Here is a 22,573-nt window from a genome sequence, read left to right as displayed (position 1 = left end):
TCACAGAATTAGCTTATCGATTAATGATACACTGTATAAGCTTACGACCCTGAATATAACCAAAATAAGACGTGCCTTATTGATATGAATGTTTTAAACCAGCCCATAATAAAATCACTTGCTCTTGCAACGAGTCTTACATGCTCATTTGCTTACGCAGCCCCTGTTGTAACGCCAAATGCACCTACAGTTGCAGCCAAGGCCTTCATCTTAATGGATTACAATACTGGACAGGTGATCGCTGAAGAAAATGCTTACGAAAGTTTAAACCCTGCTAGCCTAACTAAAATGATGACAAGTTATGTTATTGGTAATGAAATCAAAGTAGGTAATATCTCACCAGACGATCAAGTCACCATCAGCAAGAAAGCATGGTCAAAGAATTTTCCTGATTCATCAAAAATGTTTATCGAAGTCGGGAAACAGGTTTCAGTAGATGATCTTAACCACGGTATTATTATTCAATCAGGTAACGATGCTTGTGTTGCGATGGCTGAGCATATTGCTGGTACCGAAGATGGATTTGTCGACTTAATGAACTCTTGGGCTAAGCAACTTGGCATGCAAGACAGTTACTTTGAAAACTCTCATGGTCTGGATTCTGAAAATCATAAGACAACCGCTTATGATATGGCAATTTTAGGCGCAGCCCTTATTAGGGATGTTCCAGATGAATATGCTGTTTATAGCAAAAAATCATTCACCTACAATGGGATCAAACAATACAATCGTAATGGTTTATTATGGGACAAAAGTTTACATGTCGATGGGATTAAAACAGGCCACACATCAGGAGCAGGCTACAACTTAGTCACATCAGCGACAAAAGATGATATGCGTCTCATTGCTGTTGTTATGGGAACTAAAAGTGAAGCAGCTCGTAAAGCTGAAAGCAAAAAAATCCTAAATTATGGCTTCCGTTTCTTTGAAACCATCACGCCATACAAAGCGGGTAATAGCTTCGTAACACAAAAAATTTGGTATGGTGATAAAGACTCTGTAGATTTAGGTGTTATCACAGATACACCGATCACTATTAGCCGCGGCCAAGCTAAAAATTTACAGGCAAATTTTGAACTCACAAAAGAGCTAACTGCCCCCTTAAGTAAAGGTGAAACCGTGGGGCGTATTTTCTTTCAGCTTGATGGTAAAGATATCGCACAATTTCCACTCGTAACCCTACAAGAAGTTAATGAAGGTAGTTGGTTCAGTAAACTAATGGACTACTTCACTCAATTATTTACTGGATGGTTTAACTAAACCATTTATGTTTATAAATGAAAAAGCCACCTAAAGGTGGCTTTTTCATTTTGCTCTAGGCACCTTGAATTAGGTATAATAACCACCATATAAAGATCACTGTTTTTTCGTCCAAGAGACCCCATATGTTAGATACAAAATTTGATGAATATTTGGAATTTCCATGTTCTTTTTCATACAAGGTCGTTGGTGATGCTTGCGAAACATTGGCTGATAATGTCGTAGCCGTTGTGCAAAAACACGTACCTGGCGATTATGTACCAAGCACTAAAACCTCAAGCAAAGGAACTTACCATTCCATCAGTATTAGAGTAACGGTTCAAAGTAAGGAACAAGTCGAGTCTCTTTATATGGAGCTTGCAGCCATTAAAGGTGTGAAACGTGTTCTATAAACCGACTCTTCGCTGATGATTTGTTTTAATTAACTTTATTAGACTTCAACTTCTCATCTTGACCCTCTGGAAGCATTGTTAATGTGATCTAGCTTACAATTATGAGTCAGGGGGGTATAATACCTCTATTATTGTTTAAGGGGAGCGCATGCCCTTGTTAGAAAGCACATTGCACGTAAGGTTTCTTGGAACACAAGATTACGAGTCAGTATGGCACGCGATGCAGGAATACACTGATAACCGAGACAATGCCAGTCCTGATGAACTCTGGTTAGTAGAACACCCACCTGTATTCACTCAAGGTCAAGCAGGTAAAAGTGAACATATTTTGGATCCTGGTGATATACCTGTCATTCAAGTCGATCGTGGTGGTCAAGTGACTTACCACGGCCCCGGTCAGCTTGTCGCTTACCCTCTGATCAATATTAAGCGGCTTAATATTGGTGTGCGTCAACTTGTCACTAATATTGAAAATAGTATCGTGATGATGCTCAAACATTATCAAGTCAACGCCTACGCAAAAGCTGATGCTCCCGGTGTTTATATTGACGAACGAAAAGTCGCATCACTTGGGCTTCGGATCCGTAAGGGCTGCTCTTTTCATGGATTAGCGCTTAATGTCGATATGGACATGAGTCCATTCCAACGTATTAACCCTTGTGGTTATGCTGGCCTAGAAATGGCGCAATGTAAGCAAGTCGGTGGACCTCAAACTGTCAAAGAGGCAGGCGAGCAGCTTGTTAACACACTTAGCCAAATCTTAGGCTACCAAAATCTAATTCACCATAAAGGATTATCATAGTCATATGAGTAGACCAGAAAGATTACAACCAGGTGTAAAACTCAGAGATGCCGATAAAGTTTCTCGTATCCCAGTTAAAATAATACCATCTGAACGCGCAACCATGCTGCGAAAACCTGACTGGTTAAGAGTGAAATTACCTTCATCAAGTCAACGTATTGATGAAATCAAGCAGGCTTTACGAGCCAATGGACTGCATTCTGTTTGTGAAGAGGCATCTTGCCCTAATCTTGCAGAATGTTTTAACCATGGTACTGCGACTTTTATGATCTTAGGTGCAATTTGTACACGTCGTTGCCCATTTTGCGATGTTGCTCATGGTCGACCACTTAAACCTGATGCTGAGGAGCCTAAAAAACTCGCTCAAACCATCAAAGATATGAAACTAAAATATGTCGTGATCACCTCAGTTGATCGTGATGATCTTCGTGATGGAGGTGCACAGCACTTTGCAGATTGTATCCGCGAGATCAGAAAATTAAATCCGAGCATAAAAATTGAAACTTTAGTCCCTGATTTTCGTGGCCGTATTGATGCTGCGCTTGATATCTTATCAACTGAGCCACCTGATGTCTTTAACCATAACTTAGAGACAGCCCCCATGCATTATCGTAAAGCCCGTCCTGGTGCAAATTATCAATGGTCCTTGGATTTGCTAAAGAAGTTTAAAGAACGTCACCCCAATGTACCCACTAAGTCAGGCTTAATGATGGGCTTAGGTGAAACAAACGAAGAGATAGCTGATGTGTTGAAAGATCTGCGAGCACATAATGTAGAAATGCTAACACTTGGGCAATACTTACAGCCGTCTAAATTTCATCTTCCTGTTGAACGATACGTCCCACCTGCAGAGTTTGATGAACTTAAAGTATTTGCCGATAGTATTGGCTTTACTCATGCAGCATGCGGTCCTATGGTTCGTTCAAGCTACCATGCAGATCTTCAAGCTCAAGGAAAAGAAATAAAGTAACTAACACTATTTCTAAATCCATCAAATAGCGTCACGAGAGTACTCGTTGACGCTATTTAATGTCACAAAGTCAATTCCATTAAAATCGCATCTTCAGTGCCACTAGCCGTTTTGTAATAACCTTTACGATAGCCAGCCTCCCTAAATCCATCTCTTATGTATAGTGCTCTCGCCACAACACTTGACTCCCTCACCTCAAGAAAAAAAGTCTCAGCATCATGCTCACGGGCAAAGGTAATAACGTGATCCAATAACAGATGGCCAAGACCTCGCCCTTGAAATTTTGGCTCTATACAAATATCCATAAGAGTGGCATTTTCAAAAATTTGATGCAAAATAGCAAAACCTCGAAACTCATCATCTAAATAGATACCCACAGAGGTATATAAGGGACCAAAGCATGTTTCAATAGTCGATGTACTCATAGGATGAGAGTGAACTTTAGATGCGAGATGTGCCATTTTCTGACTACATTCAATGCTAAGAGGTAATACTTGAACCTTCTGAACATGAATCATCGGCCAAGCTCCTGCACAGCGATAATCATATTCCAAAGCTCTCGCTTATTCTCAACTGAAGTCTCTAACTCACTCGCAGGAGCTGAACTCAAAACAGCATTTGACTTAGGCAGCTTTATTCTGCGCATATCCCAAATAATATCAGCACCTCTCTCTAGCGAACTTGTAAATGTGCAATGAATAAAGGGGCAGTCGATTAAGGATAAGGCGGTCGCTATAATAGTATTATTATCTAGCCCAGCAGAAACCTTATCAACTAAGATAAAATACTCCTGTTTCTCCTCACTTCCCAGGCTCCACCTTGTGATCCCCATTGCATCTAGATATGCCGATTTTTCCACGCTGCTATCACTTAATATTGACTCTGATATTAACTAGGATACCAGCTTATCCCTTCCTTTGCCCTAGCATAAGCAATAGACTTATAGTGGAAGCTAACCCACCAAACGGTAATCTAGCTCCCACAATAATAGTAACGAAGAAAAAATTAATTTATCCAAATTTCGCGTACAAAAAAGCCGAGCAATGCTCCATTTATTTAGCAGAGGTGGCAGACTCTAACTCACAAATGCGGTTTTGGAGATCCACTTGTCACCCTTTAAAACAATAGCTTACTTATTTTAATAGCATAAAGGTTCTTTCATTTGTATAGATAAGCTATCGATTTATTATTTCAATATTATGGATATTCTAAGGAGTTAATGTCACCTATTGTGAATAAGTCCCTTACAGCACTTCCTTTTGTACAGCCTACATTCAGCCTATTAGGCGTATAAAACTTCCCAGTACGTATTTTTAAAACAAAAAAGGTAAATAAAATGACAAAAAAAACGTCACTTGTTTTGACAACAAGTATAATAGCGTTAATGTTGGCTGGCTGTGGAAGTGATGACAATAGCGAAAATATATCGTTTGAAAGCAATATAAATCAGCCTATTAGCGGCTTGGCCGACGGTGATAAAATTACGGATGCTGGAGACGCTATCGAACACCATGCTGACGCTGAAAACCTCGCCGTTTTTGATGATAAATTTAGAGATGGGACATATGATACTCCTCGCTTTAGCATAGTGAGTAACAATTATGATGAGGTGACGGTAACGTCAATTCCTCAAACCGATGTCAGCTGGATTACAGACGAAGCTAGAGGAAATGACATTGAATCGGTTTGTCGTTTAGATAAATCACACTATCTCGCCGCAGAAAGCAGTTATTACCAAGAAAATTATGGCCGTATGTTTCTGATGGAGAGAGTGAGTGATACACCAAATGAATTGTATTCAGGCCTGAAACTAAAAGCGATATATTCTATTCCTACCGATGAAGATGCCTCATTCGAGGGACTGGCATGCACAGCTTCAGTAGAAAAAGATGGTAGCTATAACATCCTTTTGGGCGATAGAGAATCGGGTGATATTTATTGGGGAAGCGTGAATCCTCTTACCGACTCTACCACTGCAGTAAACGAGAGAATAAACCCCGATTTCCAAAAGGTCGGTAATATCCATGCCGATGAAAGTTGGGATGTAAACCGTGACATATCTGAGCTTAATTACGATATTGACACTCAGAAACTATTGGGGGTCGCCTCTTATGATCCTGGAGATGATGTAGAGGAAACGCCGCACTCGACACTTTATAAGACTCAAGATACTTTCCCGTTAGCAAGTAACGCCGCAATGGCAGCAATGGTTATTAGCCAACCATCTATTGCTATAGAGGAACTTCAGAGCTTCCCAGACCATAAAATCGAAGCTGTCACCATTTTTAAGAGCAATTACTTGTTCTACGGCTCAGATGATGACACTGAGAATAACATCTACGGTATGTTCACATTAAATCCGTAATTCTAATAAGAATTTAAATATTAAGCTCGCGTAATGTGTTACTAAAAACAATGTACTAACTACGAAAAATAAATAATCAAACTCCAACCCATTGTTAAGTTAATTGATTTAACAATGGAATTGGTAGCATCAAGCAATGCCCTAACACCTTGCATGACGCTACAGATTTTTTAATTAGAAGGTTGCGTTGCCAATACCGCACAACGGTAACCGCCTTTACTGCTCCCATAGCGGTAACATTATTGATAGACCAAGTCCCAGTCATTTCAAGCAGAATCGAATAATCCAATGTTAATAACCGCTCAATAACTAAATGTGGATCTCCTAGTAACTCAAGACGAACACTAGCACTAGCACCTTGACGCATCTATCTTCTCAATTCATCACATCACATAAGCAGAACAACCGATTCACTCTCATAAGGCTGGTGGATTTTGTAAACGAAGCTTCACCATACACCACATCTGCTTTTGGCCTCTAATGTTAGTCCACTTAGCCTTCACTCCGCTAACGTCCATACGGCTTGCCTTATCCAATAGGGAATCAAAACTAGCCAAACCTTTGGATTGTAGCCCCGTACGCTGAGAACTTTTCGGAACAAATAAGCCAAGATATATCTTGAAAAAAACGAGTACGCTGTTCTTAAAATCGGATTTGTCTTCGATTTGAAAATGACTGATGAGACTACAATCGTCATAGCAGATGGGAATAGTTAAGAGGTTGTGAACTAGCATATGATAGAAAAGTAGCGCTTGTACCAAGTTTAGGCAGTAAAAAGAGTGAATAAATATTCACTGCTCACCTAATCATATTCTACTTTAGGCTTTAAAAAGAAAAAAGACTCGCATATTTCTATGCAAGTCTTTGTTTTATTTGGCAGGGGTGGGGAGACTCGAACTCACAACATGCGGTTTTGGAGACCGCCGCTCTACCAATTGGAGCTACACCCCTGTTGACGAAGCGTATTATGCTTAAATAGCTCGAAAAGGTAAAGCACTATTTTAAAAAAAACATTCATCAGGATGTTTTTTAAACGAAATTTAACTATTTAAACCCTTTAAATAACAAATATAGTGTTCATAACTGTGGGTTTTATCAAATAATTATTATACGAGTGACTCATGAGCATCTTGAAAAACAAAAAAAACACAGCAAAATACACTAAAGCAAACATACGACTATAAAATATAATAAATGTAAACAAATATCAAAAGAGAACGAGTATAACACCCTTTAAAATGTTAACCAATGTACAAAACAAACATAGAATAAACATAAAGCAAACAACCTGAAAGATACAACTGTTATATCTAGTTACTAACAAACCTCAGTTAGGAGTCAAGGGTTAATAATATGATCTTTTGTCTTTTCATCTATTGAGTGTTTCTCCATTTTTTACGAGTTTTTATATCCATTTTAATTAGATTTATATCATAATAAGCATCGGTAATGACTGGGAGCCTACAATTACTCTCAACAACATTATTTCAGTGTAAATGGAAGGATTGGTCATGGGAAGGAATTATATACTTGGGAACCAAGTGGTTTTCGACAAATTAAAAAGAGAAATTACCGATAAAGATACTGTCGTTAATATAGGCGGGCGAGAAGCTGCTATATTAAGCATGTTATATGATAATGGAAATCAAGTACTACGCAAAGATGAAATTAATCAACACGTATGGGGAAAGGTGTTCGTAAGCGAAACCTCATTAACCAAAGCAGTTTCCAACTTACGTAAATCACTCGCTCAATTTAATGACATTAGCTGTGAAATAAAAACGATCCCAAAAGAAGGCTACATGTTAATCATTGATCATAGCATCACGCATGCTTTGGCCCAAGAACCTTCACCAGATACTTATGTTGAAAAAATAACTAAAACTAATAAAGTATTTCCTAATAAATCGGACAATACAACAGTATCAACAGTAAAAATCGGGCTACATTCTAGTATTCCATATAACCAACGTATTTTTTGGGTAAAACTTTGTTTTACTTCTGCATTAATAGCTGCAACTTTTACTACTGCGATCATAATGGTTTTACGTTAATTAATGGGATTTAATACCTATCCAAGTAAAGATGTGATCGACTTAAAGATATTGACTTCAAGTTCCTTGCTAGCTAGTAGAAAAGCATTCAAATGAAGACGCGCTTACTTGCGCTTTCACATTTCCAAGGTCGAAAGCCACATACTGACATTGCGAGATATTTATGTGAAGGTCTAGCTAGTTTGGAAGATAAATACCTTATTCATAGGCCGCTATGTATTAATGCCCAGCAGTGCAAGCAACTCGCCCTATATATTAAAGCCAGAGTAAATAGCGAACACGGCCGTGGCTGACTGACACTGATATTCATCACGTTATATACAGTCAGTTTGGTAAAAAGATTACCCCGATTATATCTATTACCTATTGAATAAAATTAGCTTTCATAGTTGACTATCACACTCTAAACATTCTAAACATTCTAAACATTCTAAACATTCTAAACATTCTACACAATCATAAGCATTTCAAGAAGAGTGTAAAAAACTAAAATTTAAAACGCTCAAAAGATCCCTATCAATGTCAGTCTAGATGAAGTCGACTTTTGCTTTGAAGATGGAGGTTGTTTTAGCCAACAAAATACCAGCATAAAGTTATGGGCACAGAAAGGTAGCCGTCCTAGAACACTACAGCAACAACAGTTTGAGTATGACTACATATGCGGTACGGTTTGCCCATCCACAAGGCAACTGAAGCCCTTGAATAAAGATCCCATGAGAGAGCATCTACGGCAAATTTCAGCTGCAACTCCTGAGGAACGATACGTAGTCATCATAATGGAGGCACAAGCTGGCATATTTTAACGCAGCTCGATGGTATACCATGGACACGGCACAGCCATTTGATCATTTATCTTTACTCAAGTTAACACCCTATTCGCCAGCATTAAATCCCATTGAACAAGTTTGGCAATGACTAAGACAGAGATATTTATCTAATCGAACTTTTTCAGGTTTTGATGACATTGTTGAGCAAGTATCCATGGCGTGGAACAGCTTTATTTCAGATCGAAATAGGGTCAAAAACTTGTGAATGAGAGATTGAATTAAGTTGGTCGATTAGCTAATGCAATTGTTATAACGCACTCGCATTTTCAAAATGGAAAGTCCAATCTAACATGACGAAATATGCTAAAGCGATCAAACCAGCATTGACAGCCGAGTGAGTATTTTTCAACAGTTAAAACGCAACAAAGCCACCTTAATAAGGTAGCTTCTCTACTTAATTAGGCGCCTGGAAATGACCTACTCTCACATGGGGGTGAAGAAGTAGTGATTTGAATGCATCGCATTCAGCTGCTTTGTAACGAGAGTCGGCACCGTCACTGTACTGGGGAGCCCGCTTAGCGGCGGGTTGACATCGAGGTAGGCATTGCACGTACGTGCTTAAGTGGATAAGCCACCTGCCTAGAATAACATTAGATACGCCAAATGAAGTGTCAAACTATTAACAGTCCAAACGCAAAAAAGCCACCTTAATAAGGTGGCTTCTCTACTTAAATAGGCGCCTGGAAATGACCTACTCTCACATGGGGAGACCCCACACTACCATCGGCGCGATTGCGTTTCACTTCTGAGTTCGGGATGGGATCAGGTGGTGCCACAATGCTATGGTTTCCAGACAAATTCTTACTGGTTAATTATTCGTCTCACGGCATTGTTTCCTCGCTCCAGTGCTTGTGTACTAAAGTACACGCCGCGCTTCACTCGTTACGGCTTTGTCAGCCAAACAATTTCCTGCGTAATTAACCAAATAACTAAATTCGAAAAGCTGTTAAATAAATATAATTGAGTGTAACTTAAATCAAATTGGTATTCTTTTTCGCTCTGTAATCACTCATTAACCACAAACTTCTTAGAAGTAAAACCCATCTGGGTTGTATGGTTAAAGCCTTACGAGTCATTAGTACAGGTTAGCTCAACGCCTCACAACGCTTACACACCCTGCCTATCAACGTCCTAGTCTCGAACGGCTCTTTAAAGGGATTAAATCCCTAGGGATGACTCATCTTAGGACTCGCTTCCCGCTTAGATGCTTTCAGCGGTTATCGATTCCGAACGTAGCTACCGGGCAATGCTATTGGCATAACAACCCGAACACCAGCGGTTCGTCCACTCCGGTCCTCTCGTACTAGGAGCAGCTTCCTTCAATCATCCAACGCCCACGGCAGATAGGGACCGAACTGTCTCACGACGTTCTGAACCCAGCTCGCGTACCACTTTAAATGGCGAACAGCCATACCCTTGGGACCGACTTCAGCCCCAGGATGTGATGAGCCGACATCGAGGTGCCAAACACCGCCGTCGATATGAACTCTTGGGCGGTATCAGCCTGTTATCCCCGGCGTACCTTTTATCCGTTGAGCGATGGCCCTTCCATTCAGAACCACCGGATCACTATGACCTACTTTTCGTACCTGCTCGACGTGTATGTCTCGCAGTTAAGCTGGCTTATGCCATTGCACTAACCGTACGATGTCCGACCGTACTTAGCCAACCTTCGTGCTCCTCCGTTACTCTTTGGGAGGAGACCGCCCCAGTCAAACTACCCACCAGACACTGTCCTCAACCCCGATTCAGGGGCCAGAGTTAGAACATCAAAACTACAAGGGTGGTATTTCAAGGTTGACTCCATCAGAACTAGCGTCCCAACTTCATAGTCTCCCACCTATCCTACACATGTAGGTTCAATGTTCAGTGCCAAGCTATAGTAAAGGTGCACGGGGTCTTTCCGTCTAGCCGCGGGTATACGGCATCTTCACCGCAATTTCAACTTCACTGAGTCTCGGCTGGAGACAGCGTGGCCATCATTACGCCATTCGTGCAGGTCGGAACTTACCCGACAAGGAATTTCGCTACCTTAGGACCGTTATAGTTACGGCCGCCGTTTACCGGGGCTTCGATCATGAGCTTCTCCGAAGATAACCCAATCAATTAACCTTCCGGCACCGGGCAGGCGTCATACCGTATACTTCCTCTTGCGAGTTTGCACAGTACTGTGTTTTTTGATAAACAGTTGCAGCCACCTGGTATCTGCGACTCCCGTCAGCTTAAAGAGCAAGTCTTATCACCAACAGGAGCGTACCTTCTCCCGAAGTTACGGTACCATTTTGCCTAGTTCCTTCAGCCGAGTTCTCTCAAGCGCCTTGGTATTCTCTACCCAACCACCTGTGTCGGTTTGGGGTACGATTCCTACTAACCTGAAGCTTAGAAGATTTTCCTGGAAGCATGGCATCAACTACTTCATCACCTTAGTGACTCGTCATCAGCTCTCAGCATCGCAATTTAATGCGTATTCCCGGATTTGCCTAAGAATACTGCCTACTACCTTAAACGCGGACAACCAACGCCGCGCTAGCCTAGCCTTCTCCGTCTCTCCATCGCAGTTAGCAGAAGTACGGGAATATTAACCCGTTTCCCATCGACTACGCCTTTCGGCCTCGCCTTAGGGGTCGACTCACCCTGCCCTGATTAACATTGGACAGGAACCCTTGGTCTTTCGGCGAGGGAGTTTTTCACTCCCTTTATCGTTACTCATGTCAGCATTCGCACTTCTGATACCTCCAGTGTGGGTTACCCCTTCACCTTCTACGGCTTACAGAACGCTCCTCTACCGCGTCAATGCATCTCACATACGACTATTACTCTGCATTAAGTCCATCGACTCAACGTGTTTAGGCTTGAACTGTCATTCGCTACGCTCATGAAAGTTAGCATTAAATCAGTAATCGCATCTGTGATGCATTGACACCCGTAGCTTCGGTGTATTGCTTAGCCCCGTTAAATCTTCCGCGCAGGCCGACTCGACTAGTGAGCTATTACGCTTTCTTTAAATGATGGCTGCTTCTAAGCCAACATCCTAGCTGTCTAAGCCTTCCCACATCGTTTCCCACTTAGCAATAACTTTGGGACCTTAGCTGACGGTCTGGGTTGTTTCCCTTTTCACGACGGACGTTAGCACCCGCCGTGTGTCTCCCGAGTAGTACTCATTGGTATTCGGAGTTTGCAAAGGGTTGGTAAGTCGGGATGACCCCCTAGCCTTAACAGTGCTCTACCCCCAATGGTATTCGCTCGAGGCGCTACCTAAATAGCTTTCGAGGAGAACCAGATATCTCCCGGTTTGATTGGCCTTTCACCCCCATCCACAAGTCATCCGCTCATTTTTCAACATAAGTCGGTTCGGTCCTCCAATTGATGTTACTCAATCTTCAACCTGCCCATGGATAGATCACCGGGTTTCGGGTCTACACCTTGCAACTAAACGCGCAGTTAACACTCGGTTTCCCTACGGCTCCGCTATTCGCTTAACCTCGCTACAAAATGTAAGTCGCTGACCCATTATACAAAAGGTACGCAGTCACGGTCTCAAGAACCGCTCCCACTGCTTGTACGTATACGGTTTCAGGTTCTATTTCACTCCCCTCACAGGGGTTCTTTTCGCCTTTCCCTCACGGTACTGGTTCACTATCGGTCAGTCAGGAGTATTTAGCCTTGGAGGATGGTCCCCCCATGTTCAGACAAGATGTCACGTGTCCCGTCCTACTCGTTTTCATCTATGGTTAGTTTTCATGTACGGGGCTATCACCCTGTGCCGCTGTGCTTTCCAACACATTCCACTAACACCCCATAGACTTAAGGGCTAATCCCCGTTCGCTCGCCGCTACTAGGGGAATCTCGGTTGATTTCTTTTCCTCCGGGTACTTAGATGTTTCAGTTCCCCGGGTTCGCCTCACGACACTATGTATTCATGTCGTGATACATGCTTATGCATGTGGGTTTCCCCATTCGGATATCGTTAGCTCAAATGCTTGTTACTAGCTCGCCAACGCTTTTCGCAAGTTACTACGTCCTTCATCGCCTCTGACTGCCAAGGCATCCACCGTATACGCTTAGTCACTTAACCATACAACCCACATAGGTTTTTATTCGCTTGCTGCTTTGCCCTTATGCGGTGTTACTCAAGTTCGCTTGTCAGTTATGTAGCGCTGCTACATGCCTTTCTCGCTCACTTTCGCGCCTTGCCTAAGACCAAACTCGCTGCGCTAATATTATCTATTGTTCAAACAGGTAGTTTGAACGAGATGTATCGCAACTAATGGTGTTTACTTTCGCCAAAAGAATACTCTTGAACTCATCACCCTAAGGTAAATCATTCCGCACTTGATTTAAGTGTTTGAGAACTCAATTATTTATTTTCGCATTAATGCTATTAACAACAAACAACCTAAGCCATTCACCGTCCCTTTCACATTAACACTATCAGCTTTCCAAATTTTTAAAGAACAAGCATCGCCGTAAAGGCGTGCCACTCGCTCTAACAAGAACAAGTTATCTGTGTGAACACTCAGCAAATATTGAGTTAGTCGTATAGGTAAGGAGGTGATCCAGCCCCAGGTTCCCCTAGGGCTACCTTGTTACGACTTCACCCCAGTCATGAACCACACCGTGGTAAACGCCCTCCCCGAAAGGTTAAGCTATCTACTTCTGGTGCAGCCCACTCCCATGGTGTGACGGGCGGTGTGTACAAGGCCCGGGAACGTATTCACCGTGGCATTCTGATCCACGATTACTAGCGATTCCGACTTCATGGAGTCGAGTTGCAGACTCCAATCCGGACTACGACCGGCTTTGTGAGATTAGCTCCACCTCGCGGCTTTGCAACCCTCTGTACCGACCATTGTAGCACGTGTGTAGCCCTACTCGTAAGGGCCATGATGACTTGACGTCGTCCCCACCTTCCTCCGGTTTATCACCGGCAGTCTCCCTAAAGTTCCCGGCATAACCCGCTGGCAAATAAGGATAAGGGTTGCGCTCGTTGCGGGACTTAACCCAACATTTCACAACACGAGCTGACGACAGCCATGCAGCACCTGTCTCTCAGTTCCCGAAGGCACCAAACCATCTCTGGTAAGTTCTGAGGATGTCAAGAGTAGGTAAGGTTCTTCGCGTTGCATCGAATTAAACCACATGCTCCACCGCTTGTGCGGGCCCCCGTCAATTCATTTGAGTTTTAACCTTGCGGCCGTACTCCCCAGGCGGTCTACTTAATGCGTTAGCTTGGGAACCCAGTAACTAAGTTACCAAATTCCGAGTAGACATCGTTTACGGCGTGGACTACCAGGGTATCTAATCCTGTTTGCTCCCCACGCTTTCGTACATGAGCGTCAGTCTTTGTCCAGGGGGCCGCCTTCGCCACCGGTATTCCTTCAGATCTCTACGCATTTCACCGCTACACCTGAAATTCTACCCCCCTCTACAAGACTCTAGTTCCCCAGTTCCAAATGCAATTCCCAGGTTGAGCCCGGGGCTTTCACATCTGGCTTAAAAAACCGCCTGCGTACGCTTTACGCCCAGTAATTCCGATTAACGCTTGCACCCCTCGTATTACCGCGGCTGCTGGCACGAAGTTAGCCGGTGCTTCTTCTGCGAGTAACGTCACAGCTAGCCGCTATTAACGACCAACCTTTCCTCCTCGCTGAAAGTGCTTTACAACCCGAAGGCCTTCTTCACACACGCGGCATGGCTGCATCAGGCTTTCGCCCATTGTGCAATATTCCCCACTGCTGCCTCCCGTAGGAGTCTGGGCCGTGTCTCAGTCCCAGTGTGGCTGATCATCCTCTCAGACCAGCTAGGGATCGTCGCCTAGGTGAGCCATTACCTCACCTACTAGCTAATCCCACCTAGACTCATCTAATCGCGGAAGGCCCGAAGGTCCCCTCCTTTCCCCCGTAGGGCGTATGCGGTATTAGCAGTCGTTTCCAACTGTTATCCCCCACGACTAGGCAGATATCTAGGCATTACTCACCCGTCCGCCGCTCGACGCCTGATAGCAAGCTATCTTCGTTTCCGCTCGACTTGCATGTGTTAGGCCTGCCGCCAGCGTTCAATCTGAGCCATGATCAAACTCTTCAATTAAAGTTTTTTGCTAAACCCCGTTAAGGACTCAGCGGCTCAATGAATTCTGATGTCATTGACAACACTCATAAGAGCATTAACAACGATTGTACATATTGATTCAAACTAGGTTCGAATCTATGAACACTCATTCATTGAGAATTTTTTTGACTGCCTCACTTTTTACTAGAAAAAAGAGGCAGTTTCGAATAACTCAATACCTGTGAGTGTCCACACAGATTTCTTGTCTCAAATTGTTAAAGAGCGTTAGTACCAATCTTTCAGATACTGCCGTTAGACGCTAGGTCGTTGGCTTGAGGAGGCGTATTCTACACTCTCCATCGTTGGCGTCAAGCGCTTATTTTAAGAAGATTTTCAATTGACGTTTTCTTGTACACTTTCGTGTTATGCTACATCAATGAACCACTTAAACCGCTTTTCACCTGACTAAGCTTTCTATTGAAATCTCAATCTCTAGCACTGCTGCAAGTCCCTTACTCCTTAGCGTTTACGCTACCTCGTTGGCCTGCTGTGCCGTGTCAGTGGTTGCGCATTATAGGGATATCACCGCAGAGTACAAGCGCTTTTTTCACTTAAACATGCTATTCGAGCACTTTTAAATCACACAGTATTTTAAACAAGCAATACCCACAAACCTAGGCTTATAATGACTTATTTTTATACAACTAAAGAGCAATTATGGCACAAGATTGTTTTTTGCATATCATGTCGAAAAATAGTTAATTGACTCTATTAAATTATTCACTCTTTAATATGTCGATTTTTCTATCACTATAACCCCCTCCGCTTTAATTTACGTATGCTGTAGACCGTAATCACTGGTCCAGATAAAGCATAAATATAAAAAATCACACAGAGTATCAGAGCAGGCTCAATTGAAATGAATACAAAAACTCCTACCACAAGTAATATAGCTAGGAAATTAACTTTTTCACGCCAGTTAAAATCTTTAAAGGAGTGATACCTAAAATTACTCACCATCAGCAAACCTAACATGGCTGTCATGGACGCAACAAGCCAACTTATATCTTGACCTTGTAAGCTCGTTTCACTAGCTAACCATATACTTCCAGCAATAACTGCTGCTGCTGCTGGACTCGCTAGTCCTTGAAAATATTTTTTATCTTCAACACCGACCTGAGTATTAAAACGTGCCAAACGTAATGCAGCACCGGCGCAATAAATGAAAGCCGCTAACCAACCTAACTTACCTAATTCAGCAAGCCCCCAATTATAGGCGAGTAAAGCAGGGGCAACACCAAAAGACACCATATCTGACATGCTGTCATATTCTGCACCAAAATCACTCTGAGTATTCGTCATCCTAGCAACTCGGCCATCTAGACCATCACATAACATAGCAACAAACACAGCAATTGAAGCCAATTCAAATAAACCATTCATCGATGCTATTACGGCATAAAACCCAGAAAAAAGTCCTGCAGTGGTCAAAAGGTTAGGTAGAAGGTAAATACCTTTTCTTCTAACAGTTTCCTTATCAAATTTATGCATATGATTAATTCATTTCTATATGGTGTAAAAAACATACCATACTTATAGTGTCAGCTGTATAACCCAACACTCTTATTCAGCTAAATATGAATAACACCTTATTTTAATCAAGCGAATCTCTAATCAATATATTTATCAGGAAAATCAAATGATTAAGAAAATCACCTTAATTTGCTTTTCATTCTTTGTCATCCAATCAGCAGCAGCAACGATTATATATAAGTGGGTAGATAAAAACGGAGTTGTTCATTACAGTCAGCAACAACCTGAAAATATTCATTCTAATAGGATTTATAGCGAGGATATTGAACAAGCACCCATAGGGTTTATTCCACCTAAGGTAAGAAAACAAACAACTAGAGTTCAGAGTGAAGATGAAAAAAATGCCGACATAATCAAGCAAAAAAACACAAAACAAGCCGATGCCATCTGTGAAAGTGCACAACAGAAGCTTAATATTCTCAGCTCACACTCGCGATTAAAAAGTAAAAATGCAACAACTGGAGAAATAGTTTCAATGAATGAAGAAGATAGGCAAACTCAAATAAAAGATCAAAAGAAACGTATCGAGCTCTTCTGCAGTAAGTAAAGACAACGCCATCAATTACTGCAGGAACCTTTTATAACCTGTTACGATTCATTATTCAGCTTATTGCTTAAAAGTAAGCTTAGCCCCAGAACAACTGACATTAATAATCTTATCAGGTATAAGACTGCCACTCAGAATACCTTGGGCAAGTGGATTTTCAACTTCCTGCTGTAATGCTCTTTTCAAAGGTCTCGCACCATAAATAGGATCGAAACCAGCACTTGCGATAAAAGCTAATGCTTCATGATTCAAAGACATATCATAACCTTTATCCGCTAGTCGATTTTTAAGTGACTCGATTTGAATAGATGCAATATGCTCAATGTGACTCTCATCTAATGGGTGAAAAACAACAGTTTCATCAACTCTATTCAGAAACTCAGGTCTAAAGCTTTGCACGACAACATTCATCACCTCAGACTTCATTTCATCATAAGATGAACTTAAAAAATGTTCCTGAATAATGTCTGAGCCTAAATTAGACGTCATAATCACAATTGTATTTCTAAAGTCAACGGTCCGGCCTTGACCGTCAGTTAAACGCCCATCATCAAGGACTTGTAGTAAGATATTAAATACATCTGGATGTGCTTTCTCTACTTCATCAAGTAAAATAACCGAATAAGGTTTTCTTCTCACAGCCTCAGTAAGGTAGCCTCCCTCTTCATAACCGACATATCCCGGAGGAGCACCAATCAAGCGAGCAACAGAATGTTTCTCCATAAACTCAGACATATCTATACGAACTAATGCCGATTCTGTATTAAAAAGGAATTTAGCCAATGATTTACATAATTCTGTTTTCCCCACACCTGTGGGACCTAAAAACAGAAACGAACCAATAGGACGATCAGGATCTGATAAACCTGCACGACTACGTCTAATGGCATTTGATACCACATCGACAGCCTCATTCTGACCTATCACTTGAGTATGAAGTTCAACTTCCATATATAACAGTTTTTCTCGATCTCCTTCTAGCATTTTAGACACAGGGATACCTGTTGCACGCGATAAAACTTCTGCAATTTCAACATCTGTTACTTTATTTTTCAACAAAGTCATTTCTTGCATTTCAACTTGAGAGGCTAAATCTAACTGTTTTTCTAATTCAGGAATACGCCCATATTGTAGTTCAGACATACGCGTAAGATCACTCGCTCTACGAGCAACATCAAGATCCAACCTTGCCTGCTCTAAATCAGACTTAATATGCTGAGTACCGGCCAAAGCAGCTTTCTCTGTTCGCCATACTTCATTTAGCTCTAATGCCTTAACATCAACTTCTTTCAATTCTTTTCTTATTGTAGATAGTCGACGAAGGCTAGCTTCATCGAGCTCTTTAGAAAGAGCCTGCTCTTCTAGTTTAAGTTGAATTGAACGTCGATCTAATTTGTCTAACGACTCAGGTTTAGAATCTATCTGAATACGGATACTAGATGCAGCCTCATCGATCAAATCAATCGCTTTATCTGGTAATTTTCGATCAGATACATAACGATGTGACATACTCGCAGCCGCCACAATCGCAGGATCCGTGATCTCGACATGATGATGTAATTCATAGCGTTCTTTTAACCCACGTAAAATAGCCACTGTGTCTTCAACAGTAGGCTCTTCAACCAAGATTTTTTGAAAACGCCTTTCTAATGCAGCATCTTTCTCTATATATTGTCGATACTCATCTAAAGTGGTTGCACCAACACAATGAAGATCACCTCTGGCTAACGCTGGTTTCAACATATTACCAGCATCCATGGCGCCATCTCCTTTACCAGCGCCGACCATGGTATGTAGCTCATCGATAAAGAGGATCACTTGCCCATTTTCTTCAGATAACTCATTGAGTACCGCTTTTAAACGTTCCTCAAACTCACCACGATATTTTGCACCAGCAATCAATGAGCCCATATCTAATGAAAGAACACGCTTATTCTTTATTCCTTCAGGCACTTCCCCATTGATAATTCTCTGAGCCAATCCTTCGACAATGGCCGTTTTACCTACACCGGGTTCACCGATCAGTACCGGGTTATTTTTGCTTCTGCGTTGTAATACCTGAATAGTACGACGAATTTCATCATCACGACCGATAACAGGATCAAGCTTGCCCTGCTCAGCACGCTCTGTCAGATCAACCGTAAATTTCTTAAGGGCTTGACGTTGATCTTCGGCATCCGGATCATCAATATTTTTCCCTGCTCTTACCTCTTGTATCGTTTGCTCCATTAAATTGATACTTGCACCGGACTTCTTCAAGTTTTGTGATAGCGTATCATTGCCCTCAAGAGCTGCTAATATAAAAAGTTCACTGGAAATATATTTATCTTTTCGTTTTTGAGAAAGTTTATCGCAAAGGTTCAGTAAACGAATAAGAGACTGAGAAAGCTGAATGTCACCTCCTGTCCCTTCGACCTTAGATACACGCTCTAACTCTTGACTCACTAAAGATCTTAACGAACTGACATTAATACCCGCTTGGGTTAATAAAGGATGGATAGAACCATTATCTTGATTAAGTAAGGCCATCATAAGATGAATTGGTTCAATAAACTGATGATCACGACCTAACGCTAAAGATTGTGCGTCGGAAATTGCCATTTGAAATTTATTGGTCATACGATCGAGTCGCATATAGCCTCCATAAAAAATAATATTAAATCAACAACTTAAATATGGGGGTTTTAAATTTTTTTTCAAGGTTTATGATAAATTAATGTTAAGTAGATCACGAGAGTTATATTAACCAAATGTATGAAGCCATTCGTCCGGTAATACGATCTCTTCGATAAGAAAAATAATCATCCGGATGATTAAAAGTACACATATCTGATTGATAAATCTCTGTCACTCCAGCTAATTTTAAACGCAAAATTGCCAAGCCTTGAAGATCAGCGAAATACTTATCATCATTTTTACAATCACTCATTTGAGAAGAGAGCGGTACGGGTCTTTTTGTAAAATAGACTTTTGCTTCAGCATGTCTAGATAAGAATAGCTCTCTTACCTCCGCCCCAACTTCAAACTGCTCTGGGCCAATCGCTGGGCCGAGGTAAGCGATTAGTTTATCGTTTTTCACTTTAAATTTTTTCAAAGCAACTTCGATAATACCATCGCACAATCCCTTCCATCCAGCATGAACTGCCGCGACTTGACGACCCAATTGATCACACAATAAAATTGGCAAACAATCAGCCGTCATCACGACACAAACTTGCTCTCGAGAATCGGTATAACTACCATCAGCATTATGAACAATACCATTATCTGCCTTGACAACATTCGTACCGTGAATTTGATTTAACCAGGCAGGTGAAACCGGAATATTTAAGCGCTCTTGAACAAGCGCTCTATTTGTCAGTACATCCTTTTCTGTATCGCCTACATGCAAGCCTAGATTTAAGCTAGCATAGGGATAATTGCTGACACCATCACGTCGAGTAGTAAACGCAATGTTAACGCCACGAGGAATATACCAGCACTTATCTCTCATTTATATTTATCATCAACCATAAATAAATATGCACTACAGAACCTTCTGAAAGCCAAAACTAAACGCATTTACACAACCACTGGATTATCTTCAGTGTCTTGCCTCAAGGCTCTAGTCAACACCACCATATCTTCAGGAACTGCAACCTGCCAGCTCATAATTTCAAATGTATATGGGTGTGCAAGTTCAAGTCTAATAGCATGCAAAGCCTGACGCTTAAAGCCCATGTAGACTTCAAATAAATCAGGAGAGACACCTTTAGGAGGACGAGGACGACCACCATAAACAGGATCGCCAACTAAAGTGTGGCCAATATGAGTCATGTGCACACGAATTTGATGAGTACGACCCGATTCAAGGCGCAACCTTAAACGAGTATGCGCTCTAAACTTTTCAGCGACACGATAATGTGTCATCGCAGGCTTACCATTATGTACAACAGCCATATGTGTACGCTTCGTGGGATGACGATCGATAGGTTCATCGACTGTGCCACCCGAAATTAACGAACCTAAGACGATGGCTTCATATTCACGTGTTATCTCACGAGCTTGCAATGCTGAAACAAGATGGGTCTGAGCTTCAACAGTTTTAGCAACAACCATAAGTCCTGTCGTATCTTTATCCAAACGATGCACAATACCAGCACGTGGTACTAATTCTATCCCTGGACAATGATATAGCAAAGCATTCATCAAAGTGCCATCTTGATTACCTGCACCAGGATGGACCACTAATCCAGCTTGTTTATTGATCACTATAATATGATCATCTTCATACACGATATCTAAATCAATTCGCTGAGCTTTAGCTGCTGTTTCCTCTTTAAGTGTGGCTTCAACAACAATAACTTGCCCTTCGAGAACTTTTTCTCTTGGCTTGGTTGAAGCTACGCCATCAATGTAAATCCAACCTGATTGGATCCACTCTTTTATACGTGTGCGGGAGTAATCAGGGTACAATTCTGCCAAAGTTTGATCCAATCTTTGGCCTGTTTGTCTTGCTGTTATCTCGCTTTTTAGATTAATCTCTAGTGTCATAGGAACCGTACCCGCTTTTCGGGGTCATAAAAAGTGTGTAGTCTGTTATAATCGAATTGTTTCTATTTTATCTTGAAATGAAAAAAAACCTAACTATAACTTTAAAAGAATCGAATTTAAGTATGCATAATTTTGTTAAAGCTGTCTTGATAGGCCTGTTCTCACTGGCTATAACCGCATGTAGTAGTAGCCAAGAAGATCAAGTGAAGGCCAGTAAAACGTCTCCTGACGTGCTATATTCACAAGCTAGAACCTCTATGGAGCTAGGTAACTACACAAAAGCAGTGCGTTCTTTGGAAGCTTTAGACTCACGCTATCCATTTGGTCCGCATAAAACTCAAGTACAACTCGACCTCATCTACGCCTATTATAAACTAGATGACCCTGCTTCGGGTATAGCAAATATCGATCGATTTATCAGACTGAATCCCACACATAAAAATATCGACTATGTCTACTACATGAGAGGCTTGGTAAATATGCAATCTGACAACTATATGTTCCACGACATGTTAAATATTGACAGGACAGACCGTGACCCAAGAGTCGCTCAAAATGCATTCAAAGATTTTGAGCGTTTAATAAAGTCATACCCCAATAGCAAATACGCTCCCGATGCAGCTAAGCGAATGATACATTTAAAAAATCGTTTAGCTAAATATTCAATCAATGTCGCCGAATATTATATTAAGATGAATGCTTGGAGCGCAGCTTCAACACGAGCACAGTCTGTCATGGAAACCTTTCCAGGCACACCATCAACTGAACGAGCTTTAGAAATCATGTCTAAAGCATATGGCGAATTAGGGCAAACGAAACTGAAAGAAAACGCTCTATTAGTAATGAAAGCTAATTATCCCAACAATCCAGCAGTGTCAAACTAACCGCTGGCGACTGATTAGGGTTAACCCATAGATTAAAAAGTCCCATTCACGGGACTTTTTATCATTAACCACCAACTGTATCATTTCACATCAGTTAGCACAAAAGATATGCACTTGATAGGTGAATAATAAAAAGAAGTTGACTAATAAGAGCTAAAAACGTTTAATGCACACGTTGCCCGAATAGCTCAGTCGGTAGAGCAGAGGATTGAAAATCCTCGTGTCCCTGGTTCGATTCCGGGTTCGGGCACCAATTAATACAGCTTAAAAATGAAATATATTTTATACGTATCTAAAA

Annotated in this window: 15 protein-coding genes, 2 tRNA genes and 3 rRNA genes; 9 read left to right on the top strand and 11 right to left on the bottom strand. The window is 41.5% G+C overall.

The features are described 5' to 3' along the window. Positions 1–84 precede the first annotated feature (84 nt). The 4 genes from HQQ94_RS04755 (at position 85) to lipA (ending at position 3,424) form a co-directional block, all read left to right on the top strand. Complete coding sequence (locus HQQ94_RS04755; RefSeq protein WP_173293329.1) at positions 85–1,260, top strand: serine hydrolase; 1,176 nt, start codon at positions 85–87, stop codon at positions 1,258–1,260. A 125-nt stretch (positions 1,261–1,385) separates the two neighbouring features. Further along, the gene (gene ybeD, locus HQQ94_RS04750; RefSeq protein ID WP_173293328.1) at positions 1,386–1,652 is read left to right on the top strand and encodes a DUF493 family protein YbeD; all 267 of its coding nucleotides are present in this window, start codon (positions 1,386–1,388) and stop codon (positions 1,650–1,652) included. Between the two features lie 154 nt (positions 1,653–1,806). Beyond that, positions 1,807–2,454, top strand: a complete 648-nt coding sequence (lipB, locus tag HQQ94_RS04745; protein ID WP_173296522.1) for a lipoyl(octanoyl) transferase LipB — start codon at positions 1,807–1,809, stop codon at positions 2,452–2,454. Positions 2,455–2,458: 4 nt separating this feature from the next. After that, positions 2,459–3,424, top strand: coding sequence for a lipoyl synthase (gene lipA / locus HQQ94_RS04740; protein ID WP_173293327.1), 966 nt, complete (start codon positions 2,459–2,461; stop codon positions 3,422–3,424). A 62-nt stretch (positions 3,425–3,486) separates the two neighbouring features. Here the strand turns inward: lipA and rimI are convergent, their stop codons facing one another. Together rimI and HQQ94_RS04730 are read right to left on the bottom strand one after the other, a co-directional pair. After that, positions 3,487–3,942 carry a ribosomal protein S18-alanine N-acetyltransferase gene (rimI, locus tag HQQ94_RS04735; protein ID WP_254304001.1) on the bottom strand — a complete coding sequence of 152 codons (456 nt, stop codon included), beginning with the start codon at positions 3,940–3,942 and terminating at the stop codon, positions 3,487–3,489. After that, positions 3,939–4,283, bottom strand: a complete 345-nt coding sequence (locus HQQ94_RS04730) for a hypothetical protein (RefSeq protein ID WP_173293326.1) — start codon at positions 4,281–4,283, stop codon at positions 3,939–3,941. The genes rimI and HQQ94_RS04730 overlap by 4 nt, the downstream gene beginning before the upstream one ends. 477 nt (positions 4,284–4,760) lie before the next feature. On the opposite strand from HQQ94_RS04730, the gene HQQ94_RS04725 reads away from it, so the two are divergent. Continuing rightward, positions 4,761–5,789 carry a hypothetical protein gene (locus HQQ94_RS04725; RefSeq protein ID WP_173293325.1) on the top strand — a complete coding sequence of 343 codons (1,029 nt, stop codon included), beginning with the start codon at positions 4,761–4,763 and terminating at the stop codon, positions 5,787–5,789. Positions 5,790–5,883: 94 nt separating this feature from the next. On the opposite strand, the gene HQQ94_RS04720 is transcribed toward HQQ94_RS04725, so the two are convergent. Continuing rightward, a complete protein-coding gene (locus HQQ94_RS04720; RefSeq protein WP_173293324.1) occupies positions 5,884–6,156 on the bottom strand; it encodes a hypothetical protein in 273 nt (90 codons plus the stop codon). A gap of 507 nt (positions 6,157–6,663) precedes the next feature. Continuing rightward, positions 6,664–6,740: transfer RNA gene (locus tag HQQ94_RS04715), tRNA-Trp, on the bottom strand. A gap of 560 nt (positions 6,741–7,300) precedes the next feature. On the opposite strand from HQQ94_RS04715, the gene HQQ94_RS04710 reads away from it, so the two are divergent. Further along, on the top strand, positions 7,301–7,843 hold the full coding sequence (locus HQQ94_RS04710) for a winged helix-turn-helix domain-containing protein (protein WP_173293323.1): 543 nt from the start codon (positions 7,301–7,303) through the stop codon (positions 7,841–7,843). 1,505 nt (positions 7,844–9,348) lie between these two features. On the opposite strand, the gene rrf is transcribed toward HQQ94_RS04710, so the two are convergent. From rrf to pssA, 4 genes are all read right to left on the bottom strand, one after another. Continuing rightward, a 5S ribosomal RNA gene (gene rrf / locus HQQ94_RS04705) occupies positions 9,349–9,464 on the bottom strand. A 259-nt stretch (positions 9,465–9,723) separates the two neighbouring features. After that, positions 9,724–12,745 (bottom strand): 23S ribosomal RNA (locus HQQ94_RS04700). A 469-nt stretch (positions 12,746–13,214) separates the two neighbouring features. Beyond that, a 16S ribosomal RNA gene (locus tag HQQ94_RS04695) occupies positions 13,215–14,757 on the bottom strand. Together the 16S, 23S and 5S rRNA genes form the textbook arrangement of a ribosomal RNA operon. A gap of 771 nt (positions 14,758–15,528) precedes the next feature. Next, positions 15,529–16,269 carry a CDP-diacylglycerol--serine O-phosphatidyltransferase gene (gene pssA / locus HQQ94_RS04690; RefSeq protein WP_173293322.1) on the bottom strand — a complete coding sequence of 247 codons (741 nt, stop codon included), beginning with the start codon at positions 16,267–16,269 and terminating at the stop codon, positions 15,529–15,531. Positions 16,270–16,417: 148 nt separating this feature from the next. Between pssA and HQQ94_RS04685 the strand changes: the two genes are divergently transcribed. Continuing rightward, entirely contained in the window at positions 16,418–16,858 is a 441-nt protein-coding gene (locus tag HQQ94_RS04685; protein WP_173293321.1) for a DUF4124 domain-containing protein, read from the top strand. A 60-nt stretch (positions 16,859–16,918) separates the two neighbouring features. Here the strand turns inward: HQQ94_RS04685 and clpB are convergent, their stop codons facing one another. The 3 genes from clpB to rluD form a co-directional block, all read right to left on the bottom strand. Continuing rightward, positions 16,919–19,492 (bottom strand): ATP-dependent chaperone ClpB, encoded by a 2,574-nt coding sequence (gene clpB, locus HQQ94_RS04680; protein WP_173293320.1) that lies wholly within the window; start codon positions 19,490–19,492, stop codon positions 16,919–16,921. A 103-nt stretch (positions 19,493–19,595) separates the two neighbouring features. Then, positions 19,596–20,351: a peptidoglycan editing factor PgeF gene (gene pgeF, locus HQQ94_RS04675; RefSeq protein ID WP_173293319.1), complete on the bottom strand. Its 756-nt coding sequence runs from the start codon at positions 20,349–20,351 to the stop codon at positions 19,596–19,598. A gap of 68 nt (positions 20,352–20,419) precedes the next feature. Then, positions 20,420–21,391, bottom strand: a complete 972-nt coding sequence (rluD, locus tag HQQ94_RS04670) for a 23S rRNA pseudouridine(1911/1915/1917) synthase RluD (RefSeq protein ID WP_173293318.1) — start codon at positions 21,389–21,391, stop codon at positions 20,420–20,422. A gap of 122 nt (positions 21,392–21,513) precedes the next feature. Here rluD and HQQ94_RS04665 point away from each other — a divergent pair, with 122 nt between their 5' ends. Then, on the top strand, positions 21,514–22,275 hold the full coding sequence (locus HQQ94_RS04665) for an outer membrane protein assembly factor BamD (protein WP_173293317.1): 762 nt from the start codon (positions 21,514–21,516) through the stop codon (positions 22,273–22,275). A gap of 177 nt (positions 22,276–22,452) precedes the next feature. Continuing rightward, positions 22,453–22,528 (top strand) — tRNA-Phe (locus HQQ94_RS04660). The last annotated feature ends 45 nt before the right edge of the window (positions 22,529–22,573 follow it).

This window comes from Shewanella sp. VB17 (assembly GCF_013248905.1).
GTDB lineage: Bacteria > Pseudomonadota > Gammaproteobacteria > Enterobacterales > Shewanellaceae > Shewanella.
This window is presented reverse-complemented; position numbering and strand designations above follow the sequence as displayed.